Annotated in this window: 12 protein-coding genes and 1 other RNA gene; 7 read left to right on the top strand and 6 right to left on the bottom strand. The window is 53.4% G+C overall.

Annotated elements, in window-relative coordinates:
• Positions 1-17: 17 nt before the first annotated feature.
• The 3 genes from N5923_RS20665 to ppsR form a co-directional block, all read right to left on the bottom strand.
• A complete protein-coding gene (locus tag N5923_RS20665; RefSeq protein ID WP_267144195.1) occupies positions 18-2033 on the bottom strand; it encodes a TonB-dependent hemoglobin/transferrin/lactoferrin family receptor in 2016 nt (671 codons plus the stop codon).
• 272 nt (positions 2034-2305) lie between these two features.
• Positions 2306-3352 (bottom strand): 3-deoxy-7-phosphoheptulonate synthase, encoded by a 1047-nt coding sequence (locus tag N5923_RS20660; protein WP_267144196.1) that lies wholly within the window; start codon positions 3350-3352, stop codon positions 2306-2308.
• A 175-nt stretch (positions 3353-3527) separates the two neighbouring features.
• Positions 3528-4361 (bottom strand): posphoenolpyruvate synthetase regulatory kinase/phosphorylase PpsR, encoded by an 834-nt coding sequence (gene ppsR / locus N5923_RS20655; protein WP_267144197.1) that lies wholly within the window; start codon positions 4359-4361, stop codon positions 3528-3530.
• A 485-nt stretch (positions 4362-4846) separates the two neighbouring features.
• Here ppsR and ppsA point away from each other — a divergent pair, with 485 nt between their 5' ends.
• From ppsA to N5923_RS20640, 3 genes are all read left to right on the top strand, one after another.
• Entirely contained in the window at positions 4847-7222 is a 2376-nt protein-coding gene (gene ppsA / locus N5923_RS20650; protein ID WP_267144198.1) for a phosphoenolpyruvate synthase, read from the top strand.
• Between the two features lie 143 nt (positions 7223-7365).
• The gene (locus tag N5923_RS20645; protein WP_267144199.1) at positions 7366-7674 is read left to right on the top strand and encodes a type II toxin-antitoxin system RelE/ParE family toxin; all 309 of its coding nucleotides are present in this window, start codon (positions 7366-7368) and stop codon (positions 7672-7674) included.
• 19 nt (positions 7675-7693) lie between these two features.
• On the top strand, positions 7694-8032 hold the full coding sequence (locus N5923_RS20640) for a helix-turn-helix domain-containing protein (RefSeq protein WP_267144200.1): 339 nt from the start codon (positions 7694-7696) through the stop codon (positions 8030-8032).
• Between the two features lie 205 nt (positions 8033-8237).
• Here N5923_RS20640 and rprA read toward each other — a convergent pair.
• Both rprA and ydiK read right to left on the bottom strand, forming a co-directional pair.
• Positions 8238-8341: antisense sRNA RprA (gene rprA, locus N5923_RS20635), an RNA gene on the bottom strand.
• 256 nt (positions 8342-8597) lie between these two features.
• Positions 8598-9734, bottom strand: coding sequence for an AI-2E family transporter YdiK (gene ydiK, locus N5923_RS20630; RefSeq protein ID WP_267144201.1), 1137 nt, complete (start codon positions 9732-9734; stop codon positions 8598-8600).
• Positions 9735-9956: 222 nt separating this feature from the next.
• Here ydiK and ydiJ point away from each other — a divergent pair, with 222 nt between their 5' ends.
• Both ydiJ and N5923_RS20620 read left to right on the top strand, forming a co-directional pair.
• Positions 9957-13010: a D-2-hydroxyglutarate dehydrogenase YdiJ gene (gene ydiJ / locus N5923_RS20625; RefSeq protein ID WP_267144202.1), complete on the top strand. Its 3054-nt coding sequence runs from the start codon at positions 9957-9959 to the stop codon at positions 13008-13010.
• Positions 13011-13433, top strand: coding sequence for a hotdog fold thioesterase (locus tag N5923_RS20620; protein WP_267144203.1), 423 nt, complete (start codon positions 13011-13013; stop codon positions 13431-13433).
• 35 nt (positions 13434-13468) lie between these two features.
• Here N5923_RS20620 and N5923_RS20615 read toward each other — a convergent pair whose 3' ends face one another.
• Positions 13469-13873, bottom strand: a complete 405-nt coding sequence (locus N5923_RS20615; protein WP_267144204.1) for a hypothetical protein — start codon at positions 13871-13873, stop codon at positions 13469-13471.
• Between the two features lie 396 nt (positions 13874-14269).
• Between N5923_RS20615 and sufA the strand changes: the two genes are divergently transcribed.
• Positions 14270-14644, top strand: coding sequence for a Fe-S cluster assembly scaffold SufA (gene sufA / locus N5923_RS20610; RefSeq protein ID WP_017802162.1), 375 nt, complete (start codon positions 14270-14272; stop codon positions 14642-14644).
• Between the two features lie 8 nt (positions 14645-14652).
• A complete protein-coding gene (gene sufB / locus N5923_RS20605; protein WP_267144205.1) occupies positions 14653-16146 on the top strand; it encodes a Fe-S cluster assembly protein SufB in 1494 nt (497 codons plus the stop codon).
• Positions 16147-16189 lie beyond the last annotated feature (43 nt).

Below are 16189 nucleotides of genomic sequence, written 5' to 3'. Positions count from 1 at the left end.
CTGGCAGGGGGCAATCATTACCATTGATAACTGACGAAGACCTTTCCGTTGATCCCATCTTGTGGAATGCCCTGCGGCGAGTAGTACTCTTTATCGAAGGCGTTGCCCAGCACCAGTGTGGTGGCAAGACCGTTATAGCGATCCTGCCCCTGGTAGCGCAGGTAGAAATCATTAACCGCATAACCCGGCTGATTAGCGTACTGGGTGCTGATATGCGTCGATCGCTCAGCAAAGGTGCCGACCCAGCCGATCGAGAATGGACTCTGTGCCAGCGGGATATCGACCATGCTGGTAACGGTGTCCGGATTGAGGCTGGAAATCCACTCACCGCTGTTGCTGTCTTTGCCGCGCGTGCGGTTATAAGCCAGATTCCAGCTAAACAGCGGGTGGCTATATTTCATATTCATATCCCAGCCCCAGATTTTCGCCTCTGGCAGGTTGCTGTTATAAGTGATGCCCGCCGGGAAATTCACTTCCGGATAGATATAGTCTTTCGCCCGGGTGTCAAAGTAGCTGGCTTTGAACTCAATATCGTCGCGCGCCATCAGCAGATCGTCGAAACGCAAACCGAAGCCGGCCTCACGCGTGGCGTTGGTTTCCGGCCGCAGATTAGGGTTGGGCACCCAGCGATTGACGTAGCCGGGAAACGAGAAGTGCACGCCGTCGTTATACAGTTCACCCATGGTTGGGGCACGGAATGCCTGAGCATATGAGCTAAACAGCATCAGCCAGTCAGCAGGCGTAACCGACAGCGCGGCGCGTGATGACCACTTATCCGCATCGACATCGGCATGACCGGCGCTGCTGCCGCTGTAACTGTCGAAGCGGCTACCCAGCAACAGGGAAACCGGCAGGTCACGCAGGGTGATTTCATCCTGCAACCAGCCGGAAGCGAAGTCGATTTTCGCCTGCGGAAAACTGGTAGCGTTGCCGCCTGGCTGCTGCTCCTGACGATAATATTCACCGCCGTATGTCAGCTGGCTGGCGGCAATGCTGTCGCTAAACAGGCGGCTGTGGTTATCCAGCTTCAGTCCTTTAGTGTTCTGCTGGCGCGAATCGCTGCCTGTTTCCCGCGTACCGGCATTAATACGTGTCTCTGACCAGTAGCTGCTGACTCTGGCATCCAGCCAGTCGTTATCTGCCGGATCAAGATGGTACCCCAGCTGCATATCACGCTGGATGGTGGAACGGTTGGTCATCGGATTACTGACGCCGGGCTGAACCGTCTGCGGATTACGCGGTTCCTGCGCGTTGTTATTGTAATAACGCAGACTGCCGTTCAGGGTTTGTGCCTCATCCAGCTTCCAGTTGCCTTTCGCCAGCAAATTGCTGATGGTCTCATCATTAGGCGCCGCGTCGCCGCTGCTCTGGCGGATATCGCCGCGGTCGCGTGAACTCCATGACAGCACGCCGTCGAAATCGTCGCTACGGCCAAAGGCGCTGGCGCCAAGTCCGAGGCTGTGATCGCCACTGGCGCCGGTGGCAAATACCCGGTAACCGCTGTTGTTGCCCGGTGCCAGCAGGTCGGCGGCATCCACCGTTTGATATGAGATCACGCCGCCCAGCGCGCCGCTGCCATACAGTAAAGCCGCCGGGCCACGCACCACCTCTATCCGTTTAATCAGCGCCGGATCGAGAAACACGCTGTTCAGGTGACCGGTATCGGTGCCCTGACGCACGCCGTCAACCAGCGTCAGCACGCCGCGCCGGTCATAACCGCGCATACTCAGATCCTGACCGTTAGTGCGCCCGCTGCCACTGACGGTGATGCCCGGCACGCGGCGTAACATATCGGCGGCGGAGGAGGCGGTTTTGGCTGATGGCGTGTTGCCCTCAATCACCGTCACCATCATCGGTGCTTCGAAGGTGCTACGCGGGGTGCCGGTGGCCACCACCGTCATTTGTTCGGATTTTTTGCGGGTAGTGTTCTCGTCTGTGGTGTCAGCAACAGCCTGCGCGAAACAGGGCAAGCTACAGGTAATAGCCAGAGTCAGGCGCGACAGGCGCAGACCGGCTGAAGGTAAGTTAAGCATCAGTGCAACTCTCCATATTGTACTTTATGCAGGGATTTGCTGGCTGGCCGGGTGCGACTTCAGCACAGCTGGCGGTTGATAAATTTATCGACGGGTAAGATAACCACTCCACAAACCCACCTGTTTAGTAATGCTAATTGTTTTCACAATGATAATCATTATCAACAAATGTTTCATTCAGGCAAGAACAAAATGTTAAGGGAAACGTATCGATAAGGAGGGAAAGGTAAAATTGTGCAGTAGCGCTGGCCCGGGCAGGCCAGCGCAGAGGATCAGAAACGACTGTTGACGGCATCCGCCAGCATCGCCAGCACCGCTTCGCTGTCATCCCAGCCCAGGCAGGGATCGGTTATGGACTGGCCGTACGTCAGCGGCTGACCGGCGATCACTTTCTGCGTGCCTTCCTGCAGGAAGCTTTCAATCATCACCCCGGCAATGGCGTGAGAGCCATCGCGGATCTGTTGTGCCACCGAAGCGGCGACGTCCAGCTGACGACGGTGCTGCTTCAGGCAGTTGGCATGGCTGAAATCTATCACCAGCTGTTCAGGCAGATTGAATTCGCGCAGGCTGGCCGCCGCCGCCGCGATATCTTCCGGGTGATAGTTGGGCTGTTTGCCGCCGCGCATAATAATATGCCCCGACGGGTTGCCGCTGGTCTGATAGATGGTCATCTGCCCCTGTTTATCGGCAGATAAAAACATATGGCTGGCACGCGCTGCGCGGATGGCATCGACCGCAATCTGCGTATTGCCATCGGTGCCGTTTTTAAAGCCTACCGGACAGGAGAGTGCGGAAGCCATTTCCCGGTGGATCTGACTTTCAGTCGTGCGCGCGCCAATCGCGCCCCAGCTAATCAGGTCAGAAATAAACTGGCCGATCACCATATCGAGAAATTCAGTGGCGGTAGGCATGCCGAGCGCATTGATATCCAGCAGCAGCTTGCGGGCGATTTCCAGGCCCTGATTAACGCGGAAACTGCCATCAAGGTGCGGATCGGAGATCAGACCTTTCCAGCCGACCACGGTACGCGGTTTTTCGAAGTAGGTGCGCATCACGATTTCGAGACGATGCTGATGCTGAACCCGCAGGGCATTAAGCTTTTGCGCATACTCAACCGCCGCGACCGGATCGTGCAACGAGCAGGGACCCATCACCACCAGCAGGCGTTTATCCTCGCCTGACAGGATGCGTGCAATACGCTTACGTGACGCCGTCACGTTTTCTGCTATCGCCGGGGTAATCGGGTGTCTGGACGCCAGCTCTTCAGGCGTAATCAGACTCTCGATGCGCGCGGTTCGCAGTTCATCTGTTTTGTTCATTTAACTCTCTGAAATTTTTTCTTCGCAGCGGCAGAAGTGCCGGGAAGTGATGTTGATCACAATAGAGCAAATAAAGATGAATTCAAACTACAGGGATATTAAAACGCGCTTTCTGACACAAAATCCCGCATAAAAAGCCGCCCTGATCGCTGGCGGCGGAGTAAAAAGCCTGACTTCAGTACATATGGCGGTTCAGCCCCATAATATCGAGGATCTTGGTCGCGATCTCCTCAACCGAATAGTTGGTGCTGTTCAGGTAGCGAATCTGCTGGGTGCGGAACAGGGCTTCCACTTCTCCAACTTCCATCCGGCACTGTCGCATGGAGGCGTAACGGGTGTTCTCTGCGCGCTCCTGTCGAATCGCCGCCAGGCGTTCCGGATCAATGGTCAGTCCGAACAGCTTATGCTGATGGGCTTTCAGCGCCGGAGGCAGTTTGAGGTTATCCATATCATCGGCGATAAACGGGTAATTTGCCGCACGTACGCCAAACTGCATCGCCAGATAGAGGCTGGTGGGCGTTTTACCGCAGCGAGAAACCCCTAACAGAATCACCTGCGCATCTTCCAGCCCGCGCAGTGAGATGCCGTCATCATGCGCCAGCGCGTAGTCAATTGCCGCAATACGCGCATCGTATTTACCCAGATTACTCGCCGTCAGGCCATGGGTGCGGTGGGCGACCGGCGCAGGCGCCATCCCCAGCTCCTGCTGCAGCGGCGCAACCAGTGACTGCACGATATCCTGACAAAAACCGTCGCTTTGCATAATAATTTCACGCACATCCGGCGTCACAATAGAAAAGAACACCAGTGGCCGGATGCCGCTTTTCTGATAGATGGCGTTAATCTGGCCTTTTACCGCCTGCGCACGTTGCACATTTTCCACAAAGGGCAGCGTCACGCTGTTCATGCCCACCGGGAACTGCGACATCACCGCATGGCCGAGCACCTCGGCGGTGATGGCGGTGCCGTCAGAGATGTAAAAAACACTTCGTTCGCCCGCTACGTCCATTTTATCTCCTGACCGTTGTTTATTGTTAAGAGTGAATGCGCCCGATTAGACAGTGTTAATAGCGATGGTTCGCGTTAATTGAAATAAATCATTCGAAACCAGGAAATGAAAGATTCGTTTTTATCAGATTCGGTTGAAAAGGGAAACATAACAAAATGAAATGACGTTTCTGTTCTATTACTACAGTGTAGCGCCTGAATAGCGGTGGAATAGTTATTTTCGGCATAATTCTGTTGCGCAAATAAATCAGGGTCTTTACGCGACATTTGTAACTAACTGGATGATTTTAGTGATGTTATTGCAATATCTTTTTGTTGCGCAACAAAATTAATAAGCGCGGAGTTTTCTTAAAATGGCATTTTTTGCGTGCTTGAACGATTCACCTCTTTCTCTTTGCTAAATGAATGTGCCAGGCTGAGGATGCGTTATCAGCGCGTTTAAATGCTTTTTAGTACCCCCAATTAAATCTGAAAAGGATTGCTTCAATGTCCAATATAGGCGAAGTGCCGTTAGTACTCTGGTACAACCAGCTCGGCATGAATGATGTTGATCGGGTGGGAGGCAAAAATGCCTCTCTGGGTGAAATGATTACTAATCTGTCCTCACTGGGCGTGTCAGTGCCAAATGGCTTTGCCACCACCTCCGATGCTTTCAACCAATTCCTTGACCAAAGCGGCGTTAATCAGCGCATTTATGAGCTGCTGGATAAGACCGATATTGATGATATTGATGAACTGGCTAAAGCCGGTAAACAGATTCGCCAGTGGATTATTGATACCCCGTTCCAGCCCGAGCTGGAGCAGGCGATCCTCGCGGCTTATCAACAACTCTCCAGCGATGATGCCGAGGCTTCATTTGCGGTGCGTTCTTCTGCTACTGCCGAAGATATGCCCGATGCTTCTTTTGCCGGTCAGCAGGAAACCTTCCTGAATGTGCAGGGTATCGATGCGGTAATGGTGGCGGTAAAACACGTTTATGCCTCACTGTTTAACGATCGCGCCATCTCTTACCGTGTGCATCAGGGTTATGACCATCGCGGCGTGGCGCTCTCGGCTGGCGTTCAGCGCATGGTGCGCTCGGATCTCGCCTCTTCTGGCGTAATGTTTACCATTGATACCGAATCCGGCTTCGATCAGGTGGTGTTTATCACGGCTGCGTATGGTCTCGGTGAGATGGTGGTGCAGGGCGCGGTGAATCCTGATGAATTCTATGTGCATAAACCGACGCTGGCGGCTAACCGTCCGTCAATTGTGCGCCGCAATATGGGCTCGAAAAAAATTCGCATGGTGTATGCCGACTCTAAAGAGCATGGCGAACAGGTGCGGATTGAAGATGTGCCGCAGGGCGATCGCGATCGTTTCTGTCTGACTGATGATGAAGTGCAGGCGCTGGCGCAGCAGGCGGTACAGATTGAGAAACACTACCAGCGTCCGATGGATATCGAATGGGCGAAGGATGGTCATACCGGCAAACTGTTTATCGTCCAGGCGCGTCCTGAAACCGTGCGTTCTAACGGCCAGGTGATGGAGCGCTACTCGCTGCAGGGTAAAGGCAAAGTAGTGATTGAAGGTCGTGCTATCGGCCATCGCATCGGCGCCGGTGAGGTGAAGGTGATTCACGATATCAGCGAAATGAACCGCATTGAAAAAGGCGATGTGCTGGTCACCGATATGACCGACCCGGACTGGGAACCGATCATGAAGAAAGCGTCGGCGATTGTCACTAATCGTGGCGGACGCACCTGTCATGCGGCGATTATCGCCCGTGAACTGGGCATCCCGGCGGTGGTGGGCTGCGGTGACGCCACTGAGCGGCTGAAAGAGGGCCATAAAGTCACGGTCTCCTGCGCCGAAGGCGATACCGGCTACGTATATGACGAACTGCTCGACTTCGATATCACCAGTTCGCAGATCGATGAACTGCCCGCGCTGCCGCTGAAGATTATGATGAACGTCGGTAACCCGGATCGCGCTTTTGACTTCGCCTGTCTGCCGAATGAGGGTGTCGGTCTGGCGCGTCTGGAGTTTATTATCAACCGCATGATTGGCGTGCATCCGAAGGCGTTGCTGGAATTTGATCAGCAAACCCCGGAGCTGCAAACGCAGATTAAAGCGCTGATGAAAGGCTTTGACGATCCGGTTGAATTCTATATTGGCCGCCTGACCGAAGGGATTGCAACGCTGGGTGCGGCATTTGCGCCAAAACGGGTGATTGTCCGCCTGTCTGACTTTAAATCGAATGAGTACGCTAACCTGGTCGGTGGCGAGCGCTACGAACCGCAAGAAGAGAACCCGATGCTGGGCTTCCGTGGCGCCGGTCGTTATGTTGCCGACAGCTTCCGCGACTGCTTTGCGCTGGAGTGCGCGGCGGTAAAACGCGTGCGTAATGAGATGGGCCTGACTAACGTCGAGATTATGGTGCCGTTTGTTCGTACCGTGGCGCAGGCTAAAGCGGTGGTGGAAGAGCTGGAGCGCCAGGGACTGAAGCGCGGTGAGAACGGGCTGAAGTTGATTATGATGTGTGAGATCCCTTCTAACGCGCTGCTGGCCGAGCAGTTCCTGGAATATTTCGACGGCTTCTCAATTGGTTCGAATGATATGACCCAGCTGGCGCTGGGACTGGATCGCGACTCCGGCGTGGTGTCTGAACTGTTTGATGAGCGTAACGAGGCGGTGAAAGCGCTGCTGTCGATGGCGATTCGTGCCGCGAAGAAGCAGGGCAAGTATGTCGGTATCTGCGGCCAGGGACCCTCGGACCATGAGGATTTTGCAGCCTGGCTGATGGAAGAGGGTATCGACAGCCTGTCACTGAACCCGGATACCGTGGTGCAAACCTGGTTAAGCCTGGCACAGATTAAATAAGCGTTCCGTCGACAAAACATCACAGGCAAGATTCTCAAAGCGTCACATTGCGATGTGGCGCTTTTTTTTGGCGGAGAGTTATTGCAACCGTTTTTAATAGCGTATAAAATTTTATACTAACCAGCTTTTAGAAGGTTCTTCTTATGGATGAGAAGCCTATAGATTGGCGCGGAAGCTCCCTTGATGATTTGAAGGCGGTTCCTGAGGATGCGCGTATAGCCGCAGGTTTCGCACTGCATAAAGTGCAGCATGGACAGGATCCTGGTGACTTTAAAGTCATCAGCGATTGGGGACCGGGTGTGATGGAATTACAGCTAAATGACGGTACAGGTAGTTGGCGTGTGGTCTATGTCGCTAAGTTTGAAGAGGCGATATATGTCCTGCATAGCTTCCAGAAGAAAACCCAGAAAACCAGTAAATCAGACGTAAGCATTATTACAAGGCGGTGGTAAACGAGCGGAGTGGAATAAGATGAGCAATCCAATTGATACGAAATCACGCCATATCACCCAGTCTGGCGGCAATATTTTTGCTGATCTGGGCTTTGCACCAGAAAAAGCCGCCGGGCTGTTGGTTAAATCTGGTGAAGAAATTGCGCAAACTGTGGCAATGAAAAAACAGTTAATGGCTGAGATTGCAGGGTGGATGAAAGAAAATGGTCACCGCCAGGCGATGGCTGCTCAGTTGCTGCATGTTTCCCGACCACGGGTGTCGGATGTGGTAAATCAGAAGACTGAGAAATTTACCCTGGATTCACTGGTGAACATGATGGGGTTTATCGGCAGAAAAGTTACGTTGGTGGTGAATTAATCCCTTTATGCTGGGTTAATTATTCGGCTGTAGCACGCGATTTATACTTTCCACTGGCCCGGAAATGATAATTTTGCCGAATGAAAAGCGGTAAAAATAACGGCCAGATGCTGAAAGGATGCACAATTGATTAATTGGCTTTAAATCAATGAGATAGGTTTTGCAGGCGGGGCGGGCTTTTTGCACCGGTTTGAGCGGCAAGCGGCAAAAAAAAAGCCCATCACATGGGATGGGCAAAGACTACACACAGCAATTCTTTACTTTACTCAGGGTAAAAAGGTTGTTTAAAAATCAGGGGTTTGTTCCCGAACATGTGATTCATACTATGCACCATCGCCCCAGGCGTCTTTAAGAATCCTCTTATTAGTTTAAAGGCAATAATCCTTTGTGACACGCATGGCGCAAATCAAACGACAAAACTGTCTGAAAAGTAATCAATAAAGCGGATTATCAACTGGAAAGGGCAAAATGGGGCTTTTACAGGTAAAAATTGCTAATCAAACTATTTTAAGACGTGACGTGAATTTTTTTTCGGCGGTCAGTGGCAACTGACCGCCTGAAAGGATTACTGCTTGTGCCCGGTATCTGAGACTGCGGCTTCGTTTTCCATTTCCGCCAGCTCATCGACTACATCGTGCGGGTCTTCATCCGGTGGTGGTGCTTCATGCATCCAGACTGAAACCAGACGGTAAGAGACAGCCAGCACCACCGGGCCGATAAACAGGCCGATCATACCGAACGCGAACAGGCCACCAATAACACCGGAAAGGATCAGAATCATCGGTAAATCCGCGCCCATGCGGATTAACATCGGTCGCAGCACATTATCCAGCGTACCCACCACGCAGCTCCACACCAGCAGCACAGTGCCCCAGGTGGTGTCGCCACTCCAGTAGAGCCAGATAATCGCTGGCACCAGCACCGGTAGCGGGCCGAGTTGCACCAGACAGAACAGAATCATCAGCACGGTTAACAGCGTAGCGTAAGGGATGCCGGAGATCGCCAGTCCGATTCCCCCCAGTACGCCCTGTACCAGCGCAGTGACCACCACGCCGAGCGCTACGGCTCGTACCGCCTGACCTGCAAGCAACACCGCAGCATCGCCGCGACGGCCTGCCAGACGCCAGGCAAAGTGACGAATGCCATTACCGACCTGTTCACCACGCCAGTAGAGCAGAATACTGAACAGCAGCATCAGACCCAGATGCATCATAAAGCGACCGAAATGACCGGCCTGAGCGACAAAAAAGCCGGTGGTGCGGCCAACATAGGGCTGCACTTTAGCCATCAGCGCCGAACCACCGCCATCGACCAGTTTATGATAGCTGGCATACAGTTTGTCACCGACCATCGGAATCTCATGCAACCAGCTAAGCTGCGGGATTTGCAGATGACCGGAAGTAGCCCAGGCGATCACCGGTGCGCTGTTATCAATCAGGCTGTTGACCAGAATAGCGATCGGAATAATAAACAGCAGCAGTAACACCAGCGTCATCGCCAGCACCGCCAGTGAGCGCCGTCCCCACAGCCAGCTCTGGAGCTTAATCATTAATGGCCAGGTGGCGATCACCACCATGCTGGCCCAGGCAAAGCCGAGAATAAACGGCTGAACTACCCAAAAACAGGCGACGATCAAAATAGTAATGAACATCAGCGTAAACATTATCTGCGGTAAATCCGTACCACGTTGCAGGTTTTTCATACGAAAATTAACACCTCAAAAATTCCTTCACGGTTGCATGCCATGACATTAGCCATCAGGGTTACCTGGATAATAATGATGCATAGATCAGGTTTGTGACAGGGGAAAAAAAACAGTTTGTACCTTTCCTGAAAAAACGACAGGTCATATAAAAATGTGATAAAACGGATAACTTACAAAATTATACGCAAACGTTTCACTCAACATGCTGGTCACCCGATAATGATCCCACAGATTTCTCAGGCACCTGGCCTCGTTCAGCTGGTGCTGACGTTTTTGGAAACTTTACAGCAGCAGGGCTTTACCGGTGATACGGCCACCAGTTATGCCGATCGCCTGACAATGTCGACCGATAACAGTATCTATCAATTGCTGCCCGATGCGGTGCTTTTTCCGCGCTCCACTGCCGATGTCGCGCTGATTGCGCGTATTGCCGGTGAAACACGTTTCAGCAGTCTGGTATTTACACCGCGCGGCGGCGGTACCGGCACCAACGGTCAGTCGCTTAACCAGGGGATTGTGGTCGATATGTCGCGCCATATGAACCGCATTCTGGAAATTAACCCCGAGCAGGGCTGGGTGCGAGTGGAAGCCGGGGTGATCAAAGATCAGCTTAATGCTTACCTGAAACCCTATGGCTACTTCTTTTCGCCGGAGCTCTCCACCAGTAACCGCGCCACGCTGGGCGGGATGATCAATACCGATGCCTCCGGACAGGGTTCGCTGGTGTACGGCAAAACCTCCGACCACGTACTGGGTTTGCGCACGGTGCTGCTGGGCGGAGAGATCCTCGATACGCGTGAAATGCCGGTAGCGCTGGCGGAAAAGCTGGCGCAGGACGCTACGCCAGAGGGCGAGATCTATCGCACGGTGCTTGCCAGCTGCCGCGATCAGCGCGCGCTGATTGTCGAAAAATTCCCGAAACTAAACCGCTTTTTAACCGGTTATGATCTGCGTCATGTACTGAGTGACGACCTGCAGCGCTTTGACCTGACGCGCATTCTGTGTGGTGCGGAAGGGACGCTGGCGTTTATCAGCGAAGCGCGGCTGGATATTACGCCGCTGCCGAAAGTGCGGCGGCTGGTCAATATCAAATATGACGCCTTTGATTCGGCGCTGCGCAATGCACCATTTATGGTGGAAGCCAACGCGCTGTCGGTAGAAACCGTCGACTCAAAAGTGCTCAATCTGGCGCGCGAAGATATTGTCTGGCATTCGGTAAGTGAACTGATTACCGATGTGGCGGATCAGACCATGCTCGGACTGAATATTGTTGAATTTGCCGGAGATGATAAAGCGCTGATCGACAGCCAGGTTGAATCGCTGTGCGAGCGACTGGAAGGGCTGATGGCGGCGCGTGAAGGCGGGGTGATTGGCTATCAGCTGTGTAACGATTTGGACGGCATTGAGCGTATCTATGCGATGCGTAAAAAAGCGGTTGGTCTGTTGGGGAATGCCAAAGGGCGCGCCAAGCCGATTCCGTTTGTTGAAGATACGGCGGTGCCGCCGCAGCATCTGGCAGATTATATCGTTGAATTCCGCGCCTTACTCGACAGCCATAACCTGAGTTATGGCATGTTCGGCCATGTCGATGCCGGGGTGCTGCACGTACGTCCGGCGCTGGATATGTGCGATCCGCAGCAGGAGATGCTGATGAAGCAGATCTCCGATGAAGTGGTGGCGCTGACCGCGCGCTACGGCGGCCTGCTGTGGGGCGAACACGGTAAAGGTTTCCGCGCCGGGTACAGCCCGGCGTTCTTTGGCGAGACGCTCTATCATGAGCTGCGACGGATTAAAGCCGCGTTTGATCCCGCCAACCGGCTTAATCCGGGCAAAATCTGCGCGCCGCCTGGCGTCGATGATGCGATGATGAAAGTCGATGCGGTGAAACGCGGCACTTATGACCGGCAGATCCCGGTGAATGTACGCAGCGACTGGCGTGGCGCCATGGAGTGCAATGGCAACGGCCTGTGCTTTAACTTCGATGCGCGCAGCCCGATGTGTCCGTCGATGAAAATTACCCGCAACCGTATTCATTCACCGAAAGGGCGCGCCACCCTGACGCGTGAATGGCTGCGTTTGCTGGCAGAAAAAGGCGTCGACCCGCTGCAGCTGGAGAAACAGCTGCCGACCGCCGGCGTCAGCCTGCGTGGCTTAATCGAGCGTACCCGCAACAGCTGGCATGCGAAGCAGGGCGAGTATGACTTCTCTCATGAGGTGAAAGAGGCGATGTCGGGCTGCCTGGCCTGTAAAGCCTGTTCCACCCAGTGCCCGATTAAAATTGATGTGCCGGGCTTCCGCTCGCGCTTTTTGCAGCTCTATCATACGCGTTATCTGCGTCCGCTGAGTGACCATCTGGTCGCCAGCGTTGAGAGCTATGCGCCGCTGATGGCGCGCGCGCCGAAAACCTTTAACTTCTTTCTGCGGCAGCCATGGATCCGTGAGCTGAGTAAAAAACATATCGGCATGGTCGATCTGCCGCTGCTCTCGGCGCCCAATCTCAGACAGCAGCTGGCCGGACATCCTGCCGCTAACGCCACGCTGGAGAGCCTTGAGCTGCTTAGCGCTGAACAGCGGGCGAAAACGGTGCTGGTGGTACAGGATCCGTTTACCAGTTACTACGAAGCGCAACTGGTGGCTGATTTCGTGCGTCTGATTGAGAAGCTGGGTTATCAGCCGGTGTTACTGCCGTTTTCGCCCAATGGCAAAGCGCAGCATATTAAAGGCTTTTTGCAGCGCTTCGCCCGTACTGCGCAGAAGACCGCCGACTTCCTGAATCGCGTGGCCCGCTTGCAGATGCCGATGGTGGGCGTTGATCCGGCGCTGGTGCTCTGCTATCGCGATGAGTACCAAGAGATCCTCGGTGATAAGCGCGGCGACTTCCATGTGCAGCTGGTGCATGAGTGGCTGCAACATGCGCTTGATCTGCGTGACGCGCCGAACGTCAGCGGTGAAGCCTGGTATCTCTTTGGTCACTGCACCGAGGTTACCGCGCTGCCTGCAACGCCAAACCAGTGGCAGGGGATTTTTGCCCGCTTTGGCGCCAGACTGGAGAATATCAGCGTCGGTTGTTGCGGCATGGCGGGCACTTACGGCCATGAAAGCAAGAATCTGGATAACTCACTGGGGATTTATGAGCTATCCTGGCACCAGGCGTTACAGAAATTGCCGCGTCAGCGCTGTCTGGCTACCGGTTACTCCTGTCGCAGCCAGGTGAAACGTATTGAGGGCAATGGCATGCGTCATCCACTACAGGCTCTGCTGGAGATGGTGTAAATGGCAATCTGGAAACGTGAAACCACGCTGTTGCAGCTCAATCAGCGCAGCGTTGGCTGCATGGTCGAACATCTCGGCATTCGCTTTACGGCGTTTAACGACGACAGCCTCGAAGCGGTGATGCCGGTTGATCATCGCACCACACAGCCGTTTGGCCTGCTGCATGGCGGCGCTTCGGCCGTGCTGGCGGAGACGCTGGGGTCGATGGCGGGTTATCTCTGTACCGAGGGGGATGATTATATTGTCGGACTGGAGATCAATGCCAACCATATCCGTTCGGCGCGTGAGGGCGACGTGCGCGGCGTCTGCCGGCCGCTGCATACTGGCCGGTCGCATCAGGTGTGGCAGATTGAGATTTTTGACCAGCAGGATCGATTGTGCTGCATTTCACGCTTAACCACCTCGGTGATGCAACGGAAATAATCATGCAGGGGCGGCGTTCTCGCCGCCCCTGCTAATTACATATTCCACGACGCGTGCTTAACAAACTCATTCTGCAAGACGGTGGCTTTATCCCACTCCCCGCTGATCGCCAGCTGGTGGCACAGCCGGCTCAGTGAATGGCGCGCCAGCTGCCAGGCTTGCATCCTGAACAGACGCTCACGCTCGGTATTCACCATTTCGGACACCAGACGGTGATGCAATTTCCCCAGTGCATGCAGATAACTCTGATCGTCGCCATTGATCTGGCATAATTCAGCCATATCTAAACAGGTATCGCTGAATTTGCGCAGCTGATCGAGTGAGCAGTCCGGGCGGTTGAGCTTAGCCTGCGCCATATAGAAATCGACGGTAATATCACGCATCGAAAACTTGTATTCATCAATTTTGTACTGCAGCCAGGCACTCATCGAGACATTCATGCAATCACCCAATCACGCTAATGATAATCATTATCATATTATAATCAGCACAATCTTCAAGATATTCCAGAAACTTATTTACCGATAAATGCTGCCTGTTAATTAAATTGATATAATCGATACCTGGCACCCGATAAACGGGTAAAATAAGTATTATTCATCTTCGTTACTTTGTGTTAACGAATGAGTTGTTGTTTTTTAACAGATTATTACTTCAGTTTTGCAGTATGAGGCGCAGAGCGCAATCCTCAGTACAGGGTCTATCCTTAGTAAAACAGGTACGAAAAAGGCCATTTCAGCTATATCCCTGCAAAACAAGAGGTTGAAGCATTAATCATTATCACTAACATAGGGATATTAGCCCTTAAGGGCTATCGCATCGCGAGGTACTTTTTTATGCAATCTGCTAATCCTGCATCATTCTCTCCTGACGACTTCGTCTGGAAGGGGCTCAAGCTCACCGACAGCGCAGCGCAGCAAATTATTGCGCTTTCCGCCAGCGATCCGCACGTTAAGGGTTTAAAGCTCGGCGTGAAGCAGTCTGGCTGCGCGGGTTTTGGTTATGTGATGGAACTGGTGAAAGAGCCCGCTGAAGATGATCTTCAGTTCACCCATCAGGGAGCCAGCTTGTTTGTCCCGCTTCAGGCGATGCCGTTTGTCGACGGCACCGAAGTTGACTTCGTGCGCGAAGGCCTGAATCAGATTTTCAAATTTAATAACCCCAAAGCTCAACACGCCTGCGGCTGTGGTGAGAGCTTTGGCGTAGAGTAACTAACGTTATGTCGCGACACACTGAAGCATCTGACGATGTACAAATCTGGGAAGGCAGCCATCAGAACTACAAAGAAGGCTTCTTTACCAATCTGGAAACCGATGAACTGGCGCACGGCATCAGCGAAGATGTAGTCCGCGCGATTTCCGCTAAACGTAATGAACCTGAATGGATGCTGGAATTCCGTCTGAAAGCCTATGAAGCCTGGCTGAAGATGGACGAGCCACACTGGCTGAAAGCTAACTACAAATCGCTTGATTATCAGGATTACAGCTACTATTCAGCACCATCCTGCGGCAATTGTGACGACAGCTGTGCCTCTGAACCTGGCGCCACCCAGGCGTCCGGCGCTGAGCCAGCCAACTACCTGACGCAGGAAGTGGAAGAGGCGTTTAAACAGCTGGGTGTGCCGGTGCGTGAAGGTCAGGAAGTGGCGGTCGACGCCATTTTTGACTCAGTATCGGTTTCCACCACTTACCGTCATAAGCTGGCGGAGCAGGGGATTATTTTCTGCTCATTCAGTGAAGCCATCCATGACCACCCGGAGCTGGTGCAGAAGTATCTTGGCACCGTGGTGCCGTCCAACGATAACTTCTTTGCCGCGCTTAACTCTGCTGTGGCTTCCGACGGCACCTTCGTCTATATCCCGAAAGGGGTGCGCTGCCCGATGGAACTGTCGACCTATTTCCGCATTAACGCGGCGAAGACCGGTCAGTTCGAACGCACCATCCTGATTGCCGATGAAGACAGCTACGTCAGCTATATCGAAGGTTGCTCGGCGCCGGTGCGTGACACCTATCAGCTGCACGCGGCGGTAGTGGAAGTGATCATCCATAAAAACGCCGAAGTGAAATACTCGACGGTGCAGAACTGGTTCGCAGGTGGTGAAGCCGAAGGCGGTATTCTGAACTTCGTCACCAAACGCGCGCTGTGCGAAGGCGACGGCAGCAAAATGTCCTGGACCCAGTCAGAAACCGGTTCAGCGATTACCTGGAAATACCCGAGTGTGATCCTGCGCGGCGACAACTCTATCGGTGAGTTCTTCTCGGTAGCCCTGACCGCCGGTCATCAGCAGGCCGATACCGGCACCAAGATGATCCATATCGGTAAAAACACCAAATCGACGATTATCTCCAAAGGGATTTCCGCCGGTAAAAGTGAGAACACCTACCGTGGTCTGGTGAAAATCATGCCGACCGCCACCAATGCCCGTAACTTCACCCAGTGTGACTCAATGCTGATTGGTGCTGACTGTGGCGCCCATACGTTCCCGTATGTTGAAGTGCGCAACAACACCGCCCAGCTGGAGCACGAGGCAACTACCTCGCGCATCGGTGAAGATCAACTGTTCTATTGTGTGCAGCGCGGTATCAGTGAAGATGACGCCATCTCGATGATTGTGAATGGCTTCTGTAAAGACGTCTTCTCCGAACTGCCGCTGGAATTTGCTGTTGAAGCGCAAAAACTGCTGGCCATCAGTCTGGAACATAGCGTGGGCTAAACCCGCGTCGCGATAAGAACCGTTGCCGGATGGCAATGTGAAG

The organism is Winslowiella arboricola (assembly GCF_025527015.1).
In the GTDB taxonomy this organism is placed as follows: domain Bacteria; phylum Pseudomonadota; class Gammaproteobacteria; order Enterobacterales; family Enterobacteriaceae; genus Erwinia; species Erwinia arboricola.
The sequence above is the reverse complement of the archived record's forward strand: the minus strand, read 5'-3'. Positions and strand labels throughout refer to the sequence as shown.